This window comes from Pseudoalteromonas maricaloris (genome assembly GCF_024746855.1).
Taxonomy (GTDB): domain Bacteria; phylum Pseudomonadota; class Gammaproteobacteria; order Enterobacterales; family Alteromonadaceae; genus Pseudoalteromonas; species Pseudoalteromonas maricaloris.
Window position 1 is genome coordinate 2049095 of sequence record NZ_CP024625.1, and the last position, 18278, is coordinate 2067372.

At 41.7% G+C, this 18278-nt stretch carries 15 protein-coding genes and 1 pseudogene; 7 read left to right on the forward strand and 9 right to left on the reverse strand.

Going from position 1 to position 18278, the window contains the following annotated elements; translation table 11 throughout:
• Nucleotides 1-9: 9 nt before the first annotated feature.
• The 4 genes from CTT31_RS08815 to asnS form a co-directional block, all read right to left on the reverse strand.
• Nucleotides 10-2403 (reverse strand): TOMM precursor leader peptide-binding protein, encoded by a 2394-nt coding sequence (locus CTT31_RS08815; protein ID WP_260492379.1) that lies wholly within the window; start codon nt 2401-2403, stop codon nt 10-12.
• A 70-nt stretch (nt 2404-2473) separates the two neighbouring features.
• Nucleotides 2474-2905, reverse strand: coding sequence for a hypothetical protein (locus CTT31_RS08820; RefSeq protein WP_260492380.1), 432 nt, complete (start codon nt 2903-2905; stop codon nt 2474-2476).
• A gap of 566 nt (nt 2906-3471) precedes the next feature.
• Complete coding sequence (locus CTT31_RS08825) at nt 3472-4482, reverse strand: heme-binding protein (protein ID WP_010604792.1); 1011 nt, start codon at nt 4480-4482, stop codon at nt 3472-3474.
• Between the two features lie 279 nt (nt 4483-4761).
• Complete coding sequence (asnS, locus tag CTT31_RS08830) at nt 4762-6159, reverse strand: asparagine--tRNA ligase (protein WP_010379069.1); 1398 nt, start codon at nt 6157-6159, stop codon at nt 4762-4764.
• Nucleotides 6160-6387: 228 nt separating this feature from the next.
• Between asnS and CTT31_RS08835 the strand changes: the two genes are divergently transcribed.
• Entirely contained in the window at nt 6388-6822 is a 435-nt protein-coding gene (locus CTT31_RS08835) for an AAA family ATPase (RefSeq protein WP_026000942.1), read from the forward strand.
• Nucleotides 6823-7094: 272 nt separating this feature from the next.
• Here the strand turns inward: CTT31_RS08835 and CTT31_RS08840 are convergent, their stop codons facing one another.
• The gene (locus CTT31_RS08840; protein WP_260492381.1) at nt 7095-8054 is read right to left on the reverse strand and encodes an integron integrase; all 960 of its coding nucleotides are present in this window, start codon (nt 8052-8054) and stop codon (nt 7095-7097) included.
• A gap of 334 nt (nt 8055-8388) precedes the next feature.
• Here CTT31_RS08840 and CTT31_RS08845 point away from each other — a divergent pair, with 334 nt between their 5' ends.
• The 3 genes from CTT31_RS08845 to CTT31_RS08860 all read left to right on the forward strand — a co-directional run bounded on the left by CTT31_RS08845 (nt 8389) and on the right by CTT31_RS08860 (nt 10866).
• Nucleotides 8389-9585, forward strand: coding sequence for a DUF3800 domain-containing protein (locus CTT31_RS08845; RefSeq protein ID WP_211857521.1), 1197 nt, complete (start codon nt 8389-8391; stop codon nt 9583-9585).
• Between the two features lie 25 nt (nt 9586-9610).
• Nucleotides 9611-9979: a hypothetical protein gene (locus CTT31_RS08850; protein WP_211857522.1), complete on the forward strand. Its 369-nt coding sequence runs from the start codon at nt 9611-9613 to the stop codon at nt 9977-9979.
• 230 nt (nt 9980-10209) lie between these two features.
• On the forward strand, nt 10210-10866 hold the full coding sequence (locus CTT31_RS08860; RefSeq protein ID WP_211857524.1) for a hypothetical protein: 657 nt from the start codon (nt 10210-10212) through the stop codon (nt 10864-10866).
• Between the two features lie 535 nt (nt 10867-11401).
• Here CTT31_RS08860 and CTT31_RS08870 read toward each other — a convergent pair.
• Together CTT31_RS08870 and CTT31_RS08875 are read right to left on the reverse strand one after the other, a co-directional pair.
• A pseudogene (locus tag CTT31_RS08870) lies at nt 11402-11557 on the reverse strand (lysine 2,3-aminomutase); the annotation flags it as partial.
• Between the two features lie 214 nt (nt 11558-11771).
• Nucleotides 11772-12743 carry a transposase gene (locus CTT31_RS08875; protein ID WP_260491115.1) on the reverse strand — a complete coding sequence of 324 codons (972 nt, stop codon included), beginning with the start codon at nt 12741-12743 and terminating at the stop codon, nt 11772-11774.
• Nucleotides 12744-12907: 164 nt separating this feature from the next.
• Between CTT31_RS08875 and CTT31_RS08880 the strand changes: the two genes are divergently transcribed.
• Together CTT31_RS08880 and CTT31_RS08885 are read left to right on the forward strand one after the other, a co-directional pair.
• Complete coding sequence (locus CTT31_RS08880) at nt 12908-13474, forward strand: hypothetical protein (RefSeq protein WP_039495849.1); 567 nt, start codon at nt 12908-12910, stop codon at nt 13472-13474.
• A 157-nt stretch (nt 13475-13631) separates the two neighbouring features.
• Nucleotides 13632-14018, forward strand: coding sequence for a hypothetical protein (locus tag CTT31_RS08885; protein WP_039496024.1), 387 nt, complete (start codon nt 13632-13634; stop codon nt 14016-14018).
• A gap of 251 nt (nt 14019-14269) precedes the next feature.
• On the opposite strand, the gene CTT31_RS08890 is transcribed toward CTT31_RS08885, so the two are convergent.
• Nucleotides 14270-15607: a KamA family radical SAM protein gene (locus tag CTT31_RS08890; RefSeq protein WP_128728134.1), complete on the reverse strand. Its 1338-nt coding sequence runs from the start codon at nt 15605-15607 to the stop codon at nt 14270-14272.
• A 188-nt stretch (nt 15608-15795) separates the two neighbouring features.
• On the reverse strand, nt 15796-17085 hold the full coding sequence (gene bioA, locus CTT31_RS08895) for an adenosylmethionine--8-amino-7-oxononanoate transaminase (RefSeq protein ID WP_260491116.1): 1290 nt from the start codon (nt 17083-17085) through the stop codon (nt 15796-15798).
• Nucleotides 17086-17233: 148 nt separating this feature from the next.
• On the opposite strand from bioA, the gene bioB reads away from it, so the two are divergent.
• Nucleotides 17234-18277: a biotin synthase BioB gene (gene bioB / locus CTT31_RS08900; protein WP_010379433.1), complete on the forward strand. Its 1044-nt coding sequence runs from the start codon at nt 17234-17236 to the stop codon at nt 18275-18277.
• Nucleotide 18278: the final 1 nt, after the last annotated feature.

Consider the following 18278-nt stretch of genomic DNA (forward strand, 5'->3'; position numbering starts at 1 on the left):
GCTGAGTCCTTATGCAATGGGGTGTGGATACAAGTTAACCGCGCGGCCTGCCAAGAGTTTATGCAATCTTGGGTTGTCAATGCGCTTGAATTGTTCGCCAAAGTGAATGGGCTGCATATTAACACCAACAGCTCGAGCAACTCTAAATGGACTTAATGCAACGTCTGAAGCAGTGACGTCAACAATGGCAATATCAACCCCTGCTTTGGTAATGCGCTGTCTTAGATCTGCGGCTCCCTCAAGTGTAGGATAAGACCAGCATGATAGCGGTTTAGATTCAGATTTAGGCTGTCTCATGAAGTTAAAGGCGGATAAGTGTGCACTAGAGAAATAAAATGCAGCATGATCCTCTAACGTTCTGACCTGCTCTACGGTTTGTGGAGCTTTATGCCCACTCTGCATTAGGCTGCAAAGATAGGGCATAACATGACCTTGCTCCAATAATGCTTTGGTGACAGCCACATTGATGTTGTCATGGGTGGCTAGTGAAACTGATACTGCAGGCGTGGTGATGCCATCGCCTAGACCAAGGCAAACAACCGTTGGGATATGGATGCCGACGTCAAGAAGGTATAACTCTAGCGCTATGCCTTGCTGTGTTATCGATTCGACCATGAGCTTCAACTTGCCAGTTAGCAAAGAGTCGGCATCTAATCTAGTACAAGGGAGTTGGGCGTACCAGGTAAGCATCATCGCATCTCTTTCAATGAGTTCGAAGCAGGCTCTGACAGCGGCATCTTCGTTATCTTTACCTGCCGCTAAGCCATTAGAAGAAACTTGACTGAATTGTTCTTCATAAGGGCAAGTAAAATTAAAGTAGCTCACTAAAGCGGGCACCCAAGTAGCGCGACTTGTGCCAATCCAATTGCCTTCAACCCAATGAATTTTTTGTTTGCTTCGCCATTTACTAAAAGGAAACCCTGGTGTTGCATACTGCTCGGGAGAATAGAGGACTAGATCTGCTGGGTTTACGTAGTCTCCTTGAAGTTGATTTACCGTGGCATAACGACAGTTACGAATATCGTATCTCGCTGCTGAATAACGTTCAAGTGCTTCACCCACGGCACTAATATGAGCTGAAAGCGAGTCTAATCCTTTGCCTGAACCAACTTGGCCTTGTGTTCTCGGATCAAATTGACCACTTGTAAAACTACTTAGGCTAGCGGATGCGGTGACTGGGAGTTCAGGTAAGTGGGGGGCATGGCCCGTTAGTTGTTTTATCACGCCAAATTCTGGGTCAACCCAACCTCGCATCATTGTTTTAAATTGCTCAACTGTCTTTAATTCAGAAATGGCTGGTAACGCCTTATTGTTGGCAGCAATATCTTGTTCACTAGGGCCAGAGCATACTGCGCATTCGGGGACTGGAATAATAGGGTGAAGCGAGCTTTCTCCACTAACCAAATTGGTTGTTCTGGTAGTATTTTGCAGCACAGATTGCGTGTACTGTAACAAAATGGTTTGTATATCCGTTGCAGCCTGCATTGCGATTGATGCTGACATACTACTTAAAATCGAATGGGCTCGAGCGCCGGAATGTGCTTTATTCGTGATCTCATCAATCTTGTGTGCAGTTTGCGGATTTATTGCAGTGCCAAGTTTTCGCAGTCGTAAACAGTTCCAGCATCCACCGCCTTGATTGGTAACATATGGACCTACATGCCCGGTGAGTCCATCAATTGAGACGTAAAAAGTGGGTAGTGCAAGCTTAGCTAAATGCGTGGCGATGTTGGTATGCGCACTGAGCGAGTCCGATGGCAGAGAAATAACAACCAGATCCCAGTTTTGAAGAATAACTTCATCTAATGGGGAGTTCAGTTCGGCAGTTTGTGCACTAACTTCTGAGTGAACAAAGTGTTGCTTTAGGTAGTCTGTGAAGGCATCGACCGTTGTAGTATTACTTGGCAGGTGATTAACTGCATGATGATAATAGCCACTTTGGTTAGTACAATTAGCATCATCAAGAATATGAATATACCCCACGCCAGCATTTAACAGCTCTTCTAGCATAGGCATCGCCCAAGGCGTTAACCCTATACACAGAATACGGTTATTCTGGAGTGTTCGTGGATCACGCTTTGCCTCATTTTGCCACGCGTTAATAAAGCGGTATTGTTCAGGCCAAGGAGCTGAGGTTGAGTTGATAACAACGCGTTCAATGAGACCTTTTTGCTCCAATAAGCGCAATAATTGTTCAACACTAGTACTAGAGTATTGCGTTATCTGTGATGCGATCTCATCGAGGCCAAAGTCACCATTTAATAAAGGAATAATGTCGTCAACAAAAGTACTTATGTCTTTTCCATGGAGTTGAAAATCTCCAAGATCAGAGCGTAGCAATACTCCCTCATCGTTAGGTAAGATACTTGCGGCAGGTGATAGCCTTATTTTATCTTTATTCATATGCATCCTCTGTAAGTTATGGAAGCCCCGATAGAGAGGCTTCACTAATGTCTTTATCCTTGAACTGCACTCAACATACAGCAATAAATTGGACCTGGTGTACAGGTATAACATTGGTATGTTGGGTTACTTCCGGCACACAATTGTGCACCTTGAAAGTGATTAACAGAGGGTTGACACAACACACACTGTGTCGGCTGGCAAGGAACGCACTGCGGTTGACATAAAACACATTGTGTTGGTTGGCAAGTAACACACTGCGGCTGACATAAAACACATTGTGTTGGCTGGCAAGTAACACACTGCGGTTGACATAAAACACATTGTGTTGGTTGGCAAGTAACACACTGCGGCTGGCATAATACACATTGTGTTGGTTGGCAAGGAACACACTGCGGTTGACATAATACACACTGTGTTGGTTGGCAAGTAACGCACTGTGGTTGACATAAAACACATTGTGTTGGCTGGCAAGGAACACACTGCGGTTGACATAATACACACTGTGTTGGTTGGCAAGTAACGCATTGCGCAGGCTGGCAGGTTACACAGAACGAAATGATACAAGGAACACACTGTATGCTTTGTGCGCATTGAACACTAGCGCCCCCTGAAGGTTGACACTGTAGACATTGCAATGATGCAGATTCTGGCGTAGCAGTAGGCTGACAGTGAAGGCAGCAGTTACAGAAATTGACAACACAAGGGAGACAGTTTGTACAAGGCGAACATGGAGTACATGGTGTGCAAGGAGTACATAAATAGCAAGGACTGCACGTAAGGGCGCAAGCGTCGCATTTACGTACTCCCTCTGCTTGCTGCTCAGAATATTGCTTTTCTAATTCTTTAACTTTTGAACTTAGCTCAGTGAGCTGAACCTGAAGATCTTTAACGTCATTACTCATTTTCAAATCCTTTATGACCAAAGTCATGGCTTTAGATTGATGTTTGGTGCCGGGCGATAGACACCGCTAAATTCGCCATGGCAAATAACAACAAGGTTGAGACCTGACTAACTACATGTAGATATCAACTTATATTTTGAACCTAAGCGAAATCCTAGTATCGCTATCCCACCTTAAACAGGGTGTTTGCAGTAATGTGGGGAAACAGTAGTTTGCTGTTTTTGGTGTTGTTAAACTGTAGCGAAATATTCTGTGTGTATTGCAGTTGCAACGCGCCACTGGATAACCTTTCTATCCAGTAAGTGGTAGAAAAGTTTGGAACGTCTACATGGTTTTTACAAAATGGGATACTTGAAACTAATCCATCATTGTCACTGTTAACGGTCAAAATATCCGTTTTAGTGATAGGGTTATATGCTTGGTTAACTAGCAATTGTTGTTCTAACACGATATTCGGATTGATATTTGGATTACTCGGTGAGTTTTCGCCATACAAACCCGCAATGGCAGTACCTGCCTTAGTTTCTGGTTGCGGCAGCGTGTTGGCAATGGGAATTTCTGGACGACCATCGACAAAGTGATGATTTCCAAGTGCTAAAATTGAGTTACCGTGTGGAATTGAAACCTGTTTGACTATCGCATGCTCTGGGTTTTGTATTGGCACGTTTGCTCCACCTGAAGGAGCGGGGATATAAGGAGGGCGGTTGTACTTACCTGAACCTTGATTGGTGGTGGCTAAATTGAGCCAAGTGCCATTTTCAGCATGCACAAGTTGGTCTTTCTTGTCACCGTCGGCAAAAAATACACGTTGCTCATAAAAGATCGTATAACTATTTTGTTGATAATCGCCACCTCGATTTACTACTTTTCCTTGTGTAGCGCTAAAGGTGATCACCTCGTAGTAAGGGAAATTAAATAATATAACCCCTTCTGGAGCAGTTTCTTGCGGCAGCGGCATGACGTTAAATCCCGCAAAACGAGCACTTGCCCAAGTGCCGATGAGATCTGCCAATGGCCCAAGTGCGCTGAGGGTTTCTGGCTGGCTATTTCCTCCTCCTGTTGCGAGTAAAGGTATATTGTAATCTGGGACAAAACCTTGCTTGTTAGGTTGCAGCGCAGCTTGTAGGTGATCTGCTGTGGCTTTTGCTTGCTGATTGGTGACAGTATTAAACATAAAAAACTCCCTTTAAAAGGTTTGTTAATAAAGTGTTTTCAGTGTTTAATTTAAGTATGGTTATGCAAATTGATCGATTACATCACATTACATTGAGGGCTGTGTTGTGCATATGAATGCTTAGGCGTTTGAATTGGTAGGGTTCTTTGACCTCGGGTGAGCGCTATGTTGGTACAACTATAGTAAAGCGCTGACGTTATCATGAGAGATCTCTAAACGCACAATGCAAAACGCTCCCATAAAAGGGAGCGTTTTTAGCAAAGCTGAGTTTGTGACGTTTTAGTAAGTCGCACTGCCTTTAGTACGAGGGAAGGCAATAACGTCACGTACGTTGCCCATACCAGTAACATAAGCAACCAAGCGCTCAAAGCCCAGACCAAAGCCTGAGTGAGGCACTGTTCCATACTTACGTAGGTCGCGGTACCAGCTGTAATCTTCTTTGTTTAAGCCCATCTCTTCAAGACGTGCATCTAGCACATCTAAACGTTCTTCACGCTGTGAGCCACCAATGATTTCACCAATACCAGGCGCAACGACGTCCATAGCGGCAACGGTTTTACCGTCTTCGTTTTGGCGCATGTAGAATGCTTTGATATCACGAGGGTAGTTTTTGATAACTACTGGTGCGTTAAAGTGTACTTCAGCAAGGTAACGTTCGTGTTCTGATTGTAAGTCGACGCCCCACTCAACAGGGAATTCAAACTCTTTATCACATGCTTTTAGAATTTCGATAGCATCTGTGTAATCTACCTGAGCAAAGTCTTTATCGATGAATGATTCTAGGCGAGTAATGGCATCTTTTTCGATGCGCTGTGCGAAAAACTCCATATCATCACGACGTTCATCAAGTACTGCTTTAAATACATACTTCAACATGTCTTCTGCAAGCGCTGCGATGTCGTTAAGGTCGGCGAATGCAACTTCAGGCTCAACCATCCAAAACTCTGCCAAGTGACGAGAAGTGTTTGAGTTTTCAGCACGGAATGTTGGACCAAAAGTATAGATTTTTGAAAGGGCACTCGCGTATGTTTCACCGTTAAGCTGACCCGATACGGTCAAGAATGCTTCTTTACCAAAAAAGTCTTCTGAATAGTCTACATCGCCTTTGTCTGTGCGTGGTAGGTTGTTCATATCAAGTGTAGATACACGGAACATCTCGCCTGCGCCTTCACAGTCACTTGCGGTAATGATAGGCGTGCTGATCCACTGGTAGCCACGCTCATGATAGAAACGGTGAATAGCTTGTGCAAGACAGTTACGTACACGCGTAACCGCGCCCATAACATTAGTGCGAGGGCGAAGGTGCGCATGTTCGCGTAAGTATTCAATACTGTGGCGTTTTGCAGCCATTGGGTATGAATCTGGATTCTCAACCCAGCCTAATACCTCAACACTGTTCGCTTGGATCTCAAAAGATTGACCTTGACCTTGTGATTGTACAAGCACACCAGTCACCGCTACTGAACACCCAGCAGTAAGACGAGTCACTTCGTCATAATTATTCAGCGAATTAGGGACTACGGCTTGAATAGGGTCAAAACAAGAACCGTCATGAACGGCTAGAAATGAAATACCTGCTTTTGAATCACGTCGTGTACGGATCCAGCCCTTTACTGTTACTTGGCTGTCAACCGCAACGGTGCCTGCTAGTAGCTCCGTTATCGCTGTGTGGCTCATCTTTACTCCAAATGATTTATTTTTTATTTGTAAATTAAAAGACAGAGTGTCTTATCGTCATGTAAGCCGTATCTTACCTGCGATGGACAAATAAAAAAACACTGAAATGCAAAAAACTGGGCTGAAAAGAATGAGTAAAAGCCATGAAAAAACAGTCGGACTGTGGCATTATGAATGTTCGATGATAAAAATAGCTTTATTAATACTAACAGTGACGTTCAAAACTCGATGAAACAAGTTTTTATTTTGAGGGGTCTACCTGGCTCTGGAAAATCGCATTATGCGCAAACGCTAGCCGACGATCTCGTCTCCGGCGATGAAACACAGTATTTTATCTGTTCAACCGATGATTATTTTCTTAATGAAAACGGCGAGTATCATTTTGAAAAACAACGCCTTTCAGAATATCACAACTTAAACTTAGCTCGGTTTATTAATGCCTTAGCTGAAGGTATCCCTTTGGTCGTTGTTGATAACACTAATATCAAGAAATGGGAGTTTGTTGCTTATGCGTCAGCTGCTGTGGCAATGGGTTATCAAGTGAAAGAAGTCATTGTCGGCGAAATCAAAGATAAATCCCTACAGCACTTATATGCCAAACGTAATAGCCATGGCATTGGTTTGAAAACAATTTCAAAAATGGCCCACCTTTTCGAATGGTGATCAAGCCTAGGATAGAGTAACCCTAACAACGCGCGTGTATGTTAAACAGGGTAGTATCATATCCGATCTTACAGTTAAAAAGAGCGGGTTTAGAATTCGCCTTCGAGCAAACAAAAGACGGTCGTCAATGTTAGCTTCATTCTACATAGCGGCCGTTTAGTCAACTCATTCCTGCTCCATTTCGATTCAGCAGTGGAATGTGCAACCAACTTTTTTAGCTTCAGTTGACCCAATTTTAGTAATGCTACTGAGTTTCGAAAGGGCTCTGACATTTATATTGTGTCTAACGGGCTAGTTGTACCTGCAAAATGTTGGCCAAGTACATGTCTATAGATTTGTGTGGTACTAACGTCATTGTGGCCCAGTAATTCTTGAACACTGCTTATATCACGACCAGCTTGAAGCAAATGGGTTGCGAAGCTATGCCTAAACGTATGGCAGGTGACGCGTTTATTTATTTGAATATTACGCACGGCATTCCCGAGCGCTTTACGAATAACACTTTGATGTAAATGGTGCCTGCAAAGTGTTCCTGTATAAGGATTGATACAAGTAGTGCTGGAAGGGAAAATAAACATCCACCCATGCTGCCTAAACGCGTTGGGATACTTGCGTTCTACTGCATTTGGCAAAGATGGACCTATCCCGTGAAGGTTGTCATCCTGTTGAATCTTAATAGCCATTTCAATATAGGTAGTGAGCTTTTTTGAGCATCTATTGCTGAGGATGGTTTGCCTATCTTTATGCCCTTTTCCGTCTCTAACGGTCAGCGAAGCTCTATCAATATCAATATCTTGGATACGTAACCTGAGGCATTCTGAAACTCTTAGTCCGCTACCATAGAGTAGTTCTATTATTAGTCTATCGCGGCCATCAAGTTCATTTAGTATTAGTGAGATTTCTGATGGGGATAACACTGTAGGTAAATGTCTTTGTTTAGTGGCATAGTAAAAACCTAAATCCCCAAGCTCATGGTGCAAATGCTTCTGATACAAATAGGCCAACGCGTTAAGTGCAATTTTTTGTGTGTTGATAGCCACATTTCGTTGGTTGGCAAGGAAGGTTAAAAATTGTGTAACCTCTTCCGTTCCCATTGTCTCAGGGTGACGCTTGTGGTGAAAATTAATGAATGCCTTAATCCAATATAGGTAGGTTTTTTCTGTTCTAATGCTGTAACCACGCATACGCATTTCTTCCTGAAGACCTTTCAGAAATGGGCTTTTTAGACTCATGATAACTCCTTATTACACATTACTGTATATATACACAGTGTTATCTAAAGTTCTCGGATATCAAGGGAAATAATGAAAAAATTTTTGCGCGTTTACGCATGAATAAATTAAAAATATTATTTTTATCAAGAGGTTATTTATTTTCGATTTGAGATAATAGGTTTGGGAAACGCGCATGCGCATTTTTCTAGATGGTATATTTAGAAGAATGCTGATAAGTTCTTTGCATATTGATAGTTAACTGTGCGCGTTTTCACTGGTCCAACGAGGTAAACGCGCATGCGCACGAATAAAATGTTATATTCTTCAGTGCAAATAATCGGAATCTAGGGAAATGGAAGTAGAGTTTAGTAAGAATAAATATTCTTTATATTACGATGAGTCCAACAATATTAGGAAGTTGCTTCTTGATGGTGATGAATACAATATTGACAATGATCCTAACCAAGAGTCATCTCCTATTTTTGTACTCGCAGGAATTGCCTTCAACGAAGAAAGCGAAAGCATAGATTTTTCTGAATTAAAGAAACAATTATATATACAACAAGGTGTTACTGAGTTAAAGCTAGCTCAAATGGTAAAAATACGGGCTAAATATACTCCAATTGAAGCTTTCAAATATGCTCTTGGTAGCAAAAAGTTCAAGAGTCTTTTTCAATGCCTTCTCACAAAGAAAATCCTTATTCACTATGAAATGATCAATACAGTCTATTGGTCGTTTTTAGATATTATTGAAGATTTAGTTCTTTGCACAAATGATCCACAGGACTATGCGAATCAGTTTATCTACAAAGACTGTTTATACAGACTCATAAAGATAGATAAGGAAAACTTCTTGTCACTAATGAGTCAGTTTAACTATCCAAACATTGAAAAGCATGAGTCATTAAAGTTTCTCGAGAGACTCAGTGATCTTGTAATGAGAAATATCGCTTTAAGATTTTCTGAAGATGAAAGTGACCTAGATGTGAAAATGTTAAATCATCTGGGATTTTTGATTTATAAGTGCATTAAACTTTTTAAGGATAAAGTAAATTTTGAATTAGTATTTGATTTTGAAAAAGATATTCTTATAGAAGACTTCTCATTCTTCTATATGAGTAGACTGAAAATGTTTCCTAACTCGTCGCATATTCTTGATAATGAGTTTGAAGTTGAAAAGAAATTAAATCACGGAAAAAATTTCGATTCTGAATTGAATGGATTATCGTTTTCTTTTGTAGAGTCAAAAGAAGAAGATAACTACTTAGTCCAAATATCAGACGTTGTATCTGGATTTATTCGTCTCTATTTTGATTTCTTAGAGTATGCCTCTATTGAGGAGGCTACTTCCTTTACTTCTGAGCTAAATCCATTACAGAAAGAAACACTTTTACTATTTAAAAGACTAATTGATCAATCTGTTAATGAGGATCATATCTTATTGCATCGAGTTATTGTTCCAATTGATGAGCATAAAGCAACAATCCTATTTAACCAGAATATAACAAGTCAAAGCACTCGGACACAGCAAAGCTGCGCCGGTGTTTGAGGCGTTAGCACTAAAGGAGTATATAATGACAGATTCAATTACAGTAACAACAAAAGCAGAATTAGAAAAAGCTAAAGACGATGGTGTACATGAAATTATCATTAAAGGAGAGCTAGCAAATAAACTAAAAAGATCTAAGAAAGTTGCAATGCTAAGTGGTGTAGGGCTTGCTGCTTTAACTGCTGCATTAGGGGTTGCAACGGTAACCGCACCAGCTACTGGAGGTTTGTCACATTTTGCAGTCGCACCTGTTGCTGCATTAACTGGCCTTGAGATTGCTACCATCATTACGGCTGCTTCATTAGGTATAGGTTTTATTGTTGCTCTATTTTTGGGCTATGAAGAAGTTAGTTTCGAAAATGGTCGCTTGGTATTACGTAAAAAGCAAAATTAACTTAAAGCTAAACTATAGGGTTTGTCATGTCCGAGATGCAAATCGATATGGCTTAAGAAAGACTTTTCTGTGCGTAAATAGTACTAACAATCTGTTCAAGAGTGATTTGCAACGCGTGGCATTTTTACGATGCGTTGGTCTTAGTGGTTAAGGTGGTATACGGGAGATTCGGTATTGCGTTGCTCACACCTTAACAGGGCGCTAGGTGCTATTCAATAGAATGAGATGTAGTGAAAATGACAATAATAAAAGATGGTAAGTTCAGTATTCCGCTTTATCATGGGACAACAGGTGCTTTTGTTGACTCGATCAAAGAGCATGGTTTAGGTGGTGTTGACCATTTGGAGAAAATTGGCGCAAAATCTTTGATGCAAGACTTATTTGACCTTGCTGAGAGGCAGGGGTGGACGGATGAAAACTGGTTAAAGCACCGGAAACTGCTGGAACCTCTGGTTATTCAAGAACGAAATCAAGTCTACAACTTTCAACACGGTGGAGCATACTTAACTTATTCAAAAGAACTTGCTAAGAAATACGCTTTAGATAATCCATTTGGGTGTGAATACTTGCAATATTTAAGGGTCTTCATTCAAATACTTTTACAAAGGGACGTCAATGAAGTTAAAAAGTATTTTGACCATCCTGTATTTGAGCTTTGGCAAAAACCGAATGACCCTTATCTCATTACTCTAGATCAAGTCGAGCTTGAAAACGTTGAGTCAGAGAATGATGTTAACCTTGAAACACAAATCGCTAGTATCGAGTCTCAAATAAAACAGGGCAACTATGATGCTCAAAGTTTTAAGCTAATTAATCCCGTTACTAATGATAGGCTGGTAATTACTAATTTGGGACACTGGAACTCAACAGCAACGGAACTACTTTAGGACTTAACTGGTGAATTTTTTGGCTCGCACCTAACAAACTGTTTAAGAGTGATTCGCAACGCGTGGCATTTTCACTATGCGTTGGCTTAAGTGTTTAAGGTGGTATGCGGCGGCTTCAGTATTGCGTTGCTCACACCTTAACAGGGCGTTAGCCCATAGAAGTCTTTATGCGAAATAAACCTAATACAGACGTTCTCCCAACTCGTTTTGTCCAAATACGAGTCAGTCGAGTGTCCGTTATCGCAATTAGATTAATATATGAAGTTGCTGTTGAACCGCCGAATTTGGCCTTTATGCGACAGTCAGATTTGATTAAGTCCCAGTAATTAAACCTGATAGATATAATTAAGACTTATTCAAATTAGAGCTTTTAGCAGCCTGTTATCCGCAAAACGCTCTGGCTAGATAAGGAAGTAATTATACTTAATATTAAAAGCAATGAGTTAGCCCACCTCTAATCTAAACCTCAGGTTATTTAAATGCGCCAGATAAAATAAAAGCCAGCAATTTGCTGGCTTTTATTTTATTTTTACATTTACATGGCGTCGTACTCGTCCTGCCAGAAGAATTTTTCTTCGCCAAATGCAGGTTTTAAGTCATCCAGCCAGTGGGCATTTTCGTCGAACTTGGCAAAGAACGGACGCTGCACCCAGTCAGGGTTTCGAGCTTGAATAAAGCGTAGTACAAAAAGTATAATTGAAGACACCCACCGTTATTTGTATCTGAGCTGGCAAAGTGAGATTAAAACGTGTGGAAACACTTAAAGAATATGGACAAAAAGCGTTCTTAGATAGGGTGACCTTTGGCAGGTATGCGTATCTCTGCATCAAAACCGAGTTATCGCGCACGACAACGCGCTGCAAATACAACAGTAAGAAATTCTAGCGTTGAGAATGTGCGTTTTGCTAAGCCAACAAACACTCGCAGTTTGTTAGGTTTGTCCGCCGTCGTTTTTGAAGTGTTTCGCAGTAAGCGGTTATTGTTCGCTCTCGACCAACAGCACCATGAAATACCCGAGAAAATTGCGTAGTGAGTTTTATCCAGTTCTCCGGTTCGATATTTAATCGAGTAAGAATGGGTTGAGACTCACAGATATAGCCTCGCTTGTCGGCTCGAATGCACTGGCCTGTGAGTTCAACTAACTCAATATAGGATTTGAGTTCAAAAGGCAGGCCTTTAGGCATATGTTTTCGTGGGCTGCCAGCAAAGCGTAGTAGGCTTTTTGGCTGTTTACCTAATTTTGCATGGTCAATACGCTTTTTGATGCTGGTGTAGTCTGAGGTTTCAGGCGTTGCTGCGATTTTGGCTCTAATGGGGTTTAGGTCTATGTAGGCGAGACAAGCGGCCAATGCGGCCTCGTCTAGTAATGCTTGGGATTTAAACCGTCCTTCCCAAAACCGGCCCGTACAATTATCTTCTTTATTTGCTCGGCGGGCGATGTCTTCGTTAAGTACCCGCATAAACCAACTAATATCTGCGAGTCTTCCCCTGTACTTATCAACCAGCTCATCTAGTATCAATTGCTCCGACTCACTCAGTGGCTCACCTTCAGTAAATTTTTGGCTTATCCAATTGCCTTTAAACAACTTGTGCCACCGTATCACAATCGCTTTATCCGACAGGCGCTTAGCTTTTTTATCATCAACATATAAAGCAATGTGAGTGTGATTACTCATCACCGCATAAGCACAGACATCAATACAAAACACAGACCCCAACATCAATAGCTTTTCTTCAACCCAATCACGACGGTGCTCGTATGATTTTCCGGTAAATTTATCTTCACCACACAGAAACGCGCGCCTTACGCAACGGGAGATACAGTGGTAGTATTTGGTGTCGGTTAAACTGATTTGCTTTTTACGGGCTGTAGCCATAGTTTGTTTTCCTCAATCCTTTGAGTGCAGAATTAAAGCTTAGGCGGTATATTCGGAAGGTGCAAATTAGTGGTGGGTGTCAGCGGTTTGCTAATCAGCGGTTTGCTAGCGGTTTGTTCTACTTAATTTGGAGTTAGCTCCCAATTAACATATGGAGGTTTTAAATGGGATTGATTTTTAGAGAAGGAACACCGCTAAGAAACAAAGTGATTTTGTCCTCTTTTGGTTTTTATCTTTTATTTACCTTTATCGGCATGTACGCAAATTTTTTAGTTAACGAGAAGGTTTATATAAAACTACTCGTATTGAGTTGTATTGTTTCAGCTGTCATTATCAGCTCGGGCTTATATTTCGTATTCAGGTCTAGACATTCGCACCAAATGCCTCCACTACAAACAAAACAGAGAGTTATCTTCGTTCTTTTTTTAATTCTCTTCGTTCCACTTTTTTCGATTTTTTCAATTGCAAAAGGTTTACCTGCTTGCATTCATTATACTGTAGCAAAAGCTGCTCAGCACAAAGTAACATTTAGAAAAACTACTTCATCCAAAATTTGTGGTTATGGGATTAAGATCAAAGAATACTCTTATTTCGCTAATGAAGAAGTTTGTGGGTTAGAAAAAAGCAGATGGAGAAAGTTCAAAGATGGCGACACATTAGTACTAATTGGCAAGAGGTCACTCTTGGGCTTTTCTTACGTTCAGCACAGAGAAAAAATAGGAGGAAAATAAAGACACCCACGACTATTAATGAATTAAGTTGTACTCCATACAAACTAATTAAACAGTGGACGCAAAGCAGCAGGCTTGCGCTTATTCTTCGCTTAGTTTAGTCTGCTATTTCCCGCTGTTTATTAAGGCGTTATGCATGAACGGAGTGTCAGTAAATATGAAATGGATTATCTTCAGTTCGATCTTAATGATCGTTTCAGGTTGTGCTATTAATCAACCAAGAAGTATTGACCAAGAGCCTAGTATTAGCGAAGTAGTGACCATACAAAAGGAATTTCCACCACAAATTTGGTCTGACCATAAATTACTGGATATAAGTGAATCTAAATGCGCGGATAAAAGTATAGAAATATTGTCATCACTTGGATTCGTCGGGGTTGTCAAAAGCTCCCACGGGGAGTTTGTGTATGGGAATTATTCAAATAATAGAGCCGCTATAAAATGTACTCGGGTAGAAGGTAAGACCTTTGTTTACGCAGTGGTTGCAGGCCCCAAGGTTGAGGTCGTTCAAAAGCTAAGAAATGAGATAATGTGGCAACTCTAAAAAATGCATAACAAATTGGTTAACAGGAACTAACTACGCGGCATAAGCGACCCCATTACCAAAGTGCTAGCCCTTAGAAAATTTTTATGCGAAATTCGCCTGACACAGCCGATGACCTAAAACTATCTGGCTAGATAAGGAAATAATTTACTGTGATTTTATAAGCAATGAGTTAGCCCAGCCCTCATCCATTAAATGCGCCAGATAAAATAAAAGCCAGCAATTTGCTGGCTTTTTTGATATTTTTACATTTACATGGCGTCGTACTCGTCCTGCCAGAAGAATTTTTCTTCCCCAAATGCAGGTTTTAAGTCATCCAGCCAGTGGGCATTTTCGTCGAACTTGGCAAAGAACGGACGCTGCACCCAGTCTGGATTTCGTGCTTGAATAAAGCGCAGCACAAACACCTTTTCGCCTGCGACTTCGGTTACGCCAGATACTTCAACTTTACCAGGACCCGCACTCATTGAAGGGCCTCTAACTGTACGGCTCACACCGGAGACTTGCTTATAGGCTTCACGGAATGTTTCCCACGTTTTGTGTAACGGGATTTCAAAGTAACGCTTAGCGCCGGTATCTCGCTCGATAAACATGTAGTAGGGGATCATGCCAAGCTGCGTTTGCTCTTTCCACATGTCAGCCCACATATCAGCGTCTACGTTTATATTATTTAAAAGTGGTGCTTGTGTTCTGATCTGTGCGCCAGTTTTGCGGATAAGTTTAATCGCTTCACGTGTGACTTCAGTACGCAGTTCTTGTTTGTGGTTAACGTGCGCCATGATTGACACATGCTTTCCGGCATCAACCAGCTCTTTTAGTAAGGCTAACAACTCTTGCGCATCTGGATCGGTGACGTATCTAAACGGCCAAAAAGTGAGAGATTTAGTGCCGATCCTGATGGTACGAATATGGTCAAACCTTGGCTCTTTTAGCGCCTCCAGGTATTTACGCAATTTAACGGTGCGCATTACCATAGGATCGCCACCAGTCATCAATAGATCGGTCACTTCAGTGTGTTCGGCTAGGTAATTGTGGAGCAGCTCGGCGTCGTTATTGTTAAATCGGGTAGCTTTGCCAACAAACTGCGCCCAGCGGAAGCAGAAAGTGCAATATGAGTGGCAGTATTGTCCTTGAGACGGGAAAAACAACACTGTTTCTTTATATTTGTGTTGGATCCCGTCTACGCGTTCACCTTCATACTCAGGAACATTTTTTTCCATTTGACCCGCAGGGTGCGGGTTTAACTTTTGACGAATTTTGGTTGCGAGGTTAAACACTTCTTCTGGTGTATGTTCGCGACTTAACAAGTCGGCCATTTGCTCGTATGACTCGTCATCCAGCATGCCACGCTGTGGGAAAGTTAATTGAAAAACGGGGTCGTTAGGCACTTTATCCCAATCGATGAGCTCTTCAATCACAAAGTTATTAACGCGAAAAGGGAATACATTGGCGACGACTTTCATTTGAAAGCGAAGATGTTCAGGCAGTTTATCCAGTTGCTCTATCTTATCGATTTGGCGGTGTTGGTAAACAGTAAAACGAGGGGGCTGATAAGCTTCAGCTGGCTGCAATTTGACGGTTTGCTGCATAGATAATATGTCTCTTTTCTCACTTGCTAATAATAAAAACGACCATGGTAACATGCCATTGATGTTATTTCAGGTACAAAGCGAGGAAAGTTCGAAATAACGCAATTTTGCTGATTATGCGCCATCGTTTTAGGTTACATTATCGAAATTAGGTCATGAAATAGACCTAATTCCAAATTTAATGTGTTTTAGAAGTGTTCGCCTTCAATGGCAGCGTAAATCGCGTCAATAAGTGTTTCAATGTCTTCATTTGAGGTGATATACGGCGGCATAATATAAATTAGCTTGCCAAAAGGTCTTATCCATACACCTTGTTGAATGAAGAATTTTTGGATTTTTGCAACATCAACAACCCTTTCTACTTCCACCACGCCAATCGCTCCAAGGACTCTAACATCTGTGACTGCACTTAGATTAAGACAGCGTTTGAGTGCGTTAAGCGCGCTCGCGACTCGTTCAATATTGGCCATTGTTTCTTGGCGCTTTAAGATAGTGAGACTAGCTACAGCGGCAGCACACGCCAGCGGATTTCCCATAAAAGTTGGTCCGTGCATTAACACTTTCGCTTCGCCTTGGCTAATACCCAAAGCCACCTCTTCTGTTGTCAAAGTGGCCGCGAGCGTCATGTTTCCGCCTGTAAGCGCTTTGCCAACACACATAATGTCCGGTGCGATATCTGCGTGTTCACAGGCAAACATTTTACCTGTACGGCCAAACCCAGTCGCAATTTCATCTAAAATTAGTAACACCTCATACTTATCACATAACGCTCGAAGCGCCTTGAGATATTCCGGGTGGTAGAAGTTCATGCCGCCCGCATTTTGCACTATTGGTTCGATGATAAATGCCGCGACCTTTTCATGATGAGCAGCAAATGCGGTTTCTAACGCGTTAAGTTCATCTTGACTTTGGCTGCCGTAAAACTCACTTCTAGGGGCTTCGACAAACACTTGCTTAGGTAAAAAGCCTTGGTACATGGCATGCATCGAATTCACAGGGTCGCAAACGCTCATCGCCGCAAATGTATCTCCGTGATAACCTTTTTTGGCTGTCATTATTTGGGTTTTATTCTTTTTGCCTTTACTCAACCAATATTGAATCGCCATTTTGATTGCAACTTCAACACTGACTGAGCCGCCGTCCGCTAGGAATACTCGATTAAGTGGGGCTGGGGTTAGCTCCACAAGTAGTTTGCATAACTCCACGGCAGGCTGATGAGTTAGCCCCCCAAACATGACATGGCTCATCGTGTCTGCTTGATTTTTTATCGCCGTGATTATTTCTGGATGACCATAACCATGCACAGCACTCCACCAGGATGCCATACCGTCAATGAGAGTTTCGCCAGTTTCAAGCTCAATTTTGTTCTCGAATGTTCTTGCGGCTGGATAGACGGGCAGAGGGTCAATCATTGATGTATAGGGGTGCCATATATGCTTGCGATCAAATTCAATATCAATTGTGTGTTTATTGCTCATTTGTAAACCTTGTGGGCGCATGTAACGTTGACAATACTAAGCTAAGAAGTAGACTAAGCCAATCACCGTCAGTTTGACTGCGCTAAATTTAATCACTAGAAAATACTTGTGTTGTAAATTTAGGCAAGAATAAAAAGAGAATGAAAATATGGAATTAGGCGCGCTAAGACACGATTGGACACATGAAGAAGTAAAAACACTGTTCACCATGCCTTTTAACGACTTACTTTTTTATGCAGCAAGTATTCATCGCAAAAACTTCAATCCCAATGAAGTTCAAATCTCCACTTTGCTGTCTATCAAAACGGGTGCCTGTCCTGAAGATTGCAAATACTGCCCACAGTCAGGTCATTACAAAACGGATCTTGAACGTGAGCGTTTGATGGAAGTGGAAAAGGTTGTAACTCAAGCTAAGTTGGCGAAAGAAAAGGGCGCGACACGTTTTTGTATGGGCGCCGCTTGGTCTGATCCAAAAGACAGAGATATGCCTTATATCGCCAAAATGGTGAAAGAAGTTAAAGAGCTAGGCCTCGAAACCTGCATGACTTTGGGTAAGCTGGATAATCAAAAAGCGCACACGCTAAGAGAAGCGGGCCTTGATTATTACAACCATAATTTGGACACCTCACCTGAATACTACGAGCAAATTATCACGACAAGAACTTATCAAGACAGACTCGATACCCTTGATCACGTCAGAGATGCAGGAATGAAAGTGTGCTCTGGTGGTATTGTAGGAATGGGAGAGCAGGCATCTGATCGTTATGGCTTGCTGATCCAATTAGCAAACCTGCCAAAACAACCAGAAAGTGTACCGATTAACATGCTTGTAAAAGTTAAAGGCACGCCGCTTGAAAATGTTGATGACCTCGATCACTTTGAATTTATCCGTACTATCGCGGTTGCGCGTATCATGATGCCACACAGTTACGTGCGTTTATCTGCAGGTAGAACGGCGATGAATGAACAGATGCAGTCTATGTGTTTCTTCGCTGGCGCTAACTCAATCTTCTATGGTGATAAGCTATTGACCACGGAAAACCCAGAAGCAGACGCCGATATGAATCTCATTAGAAAACTTGGGATGAACCCTGAAAAACGTGAAGATTATTCGGATGAGGCCTATGAGGCATCGTTAAGCTCTGCAATTGCAGACAAAGCGACATCAGAGCTATTTTACGAAGCCAACTAAT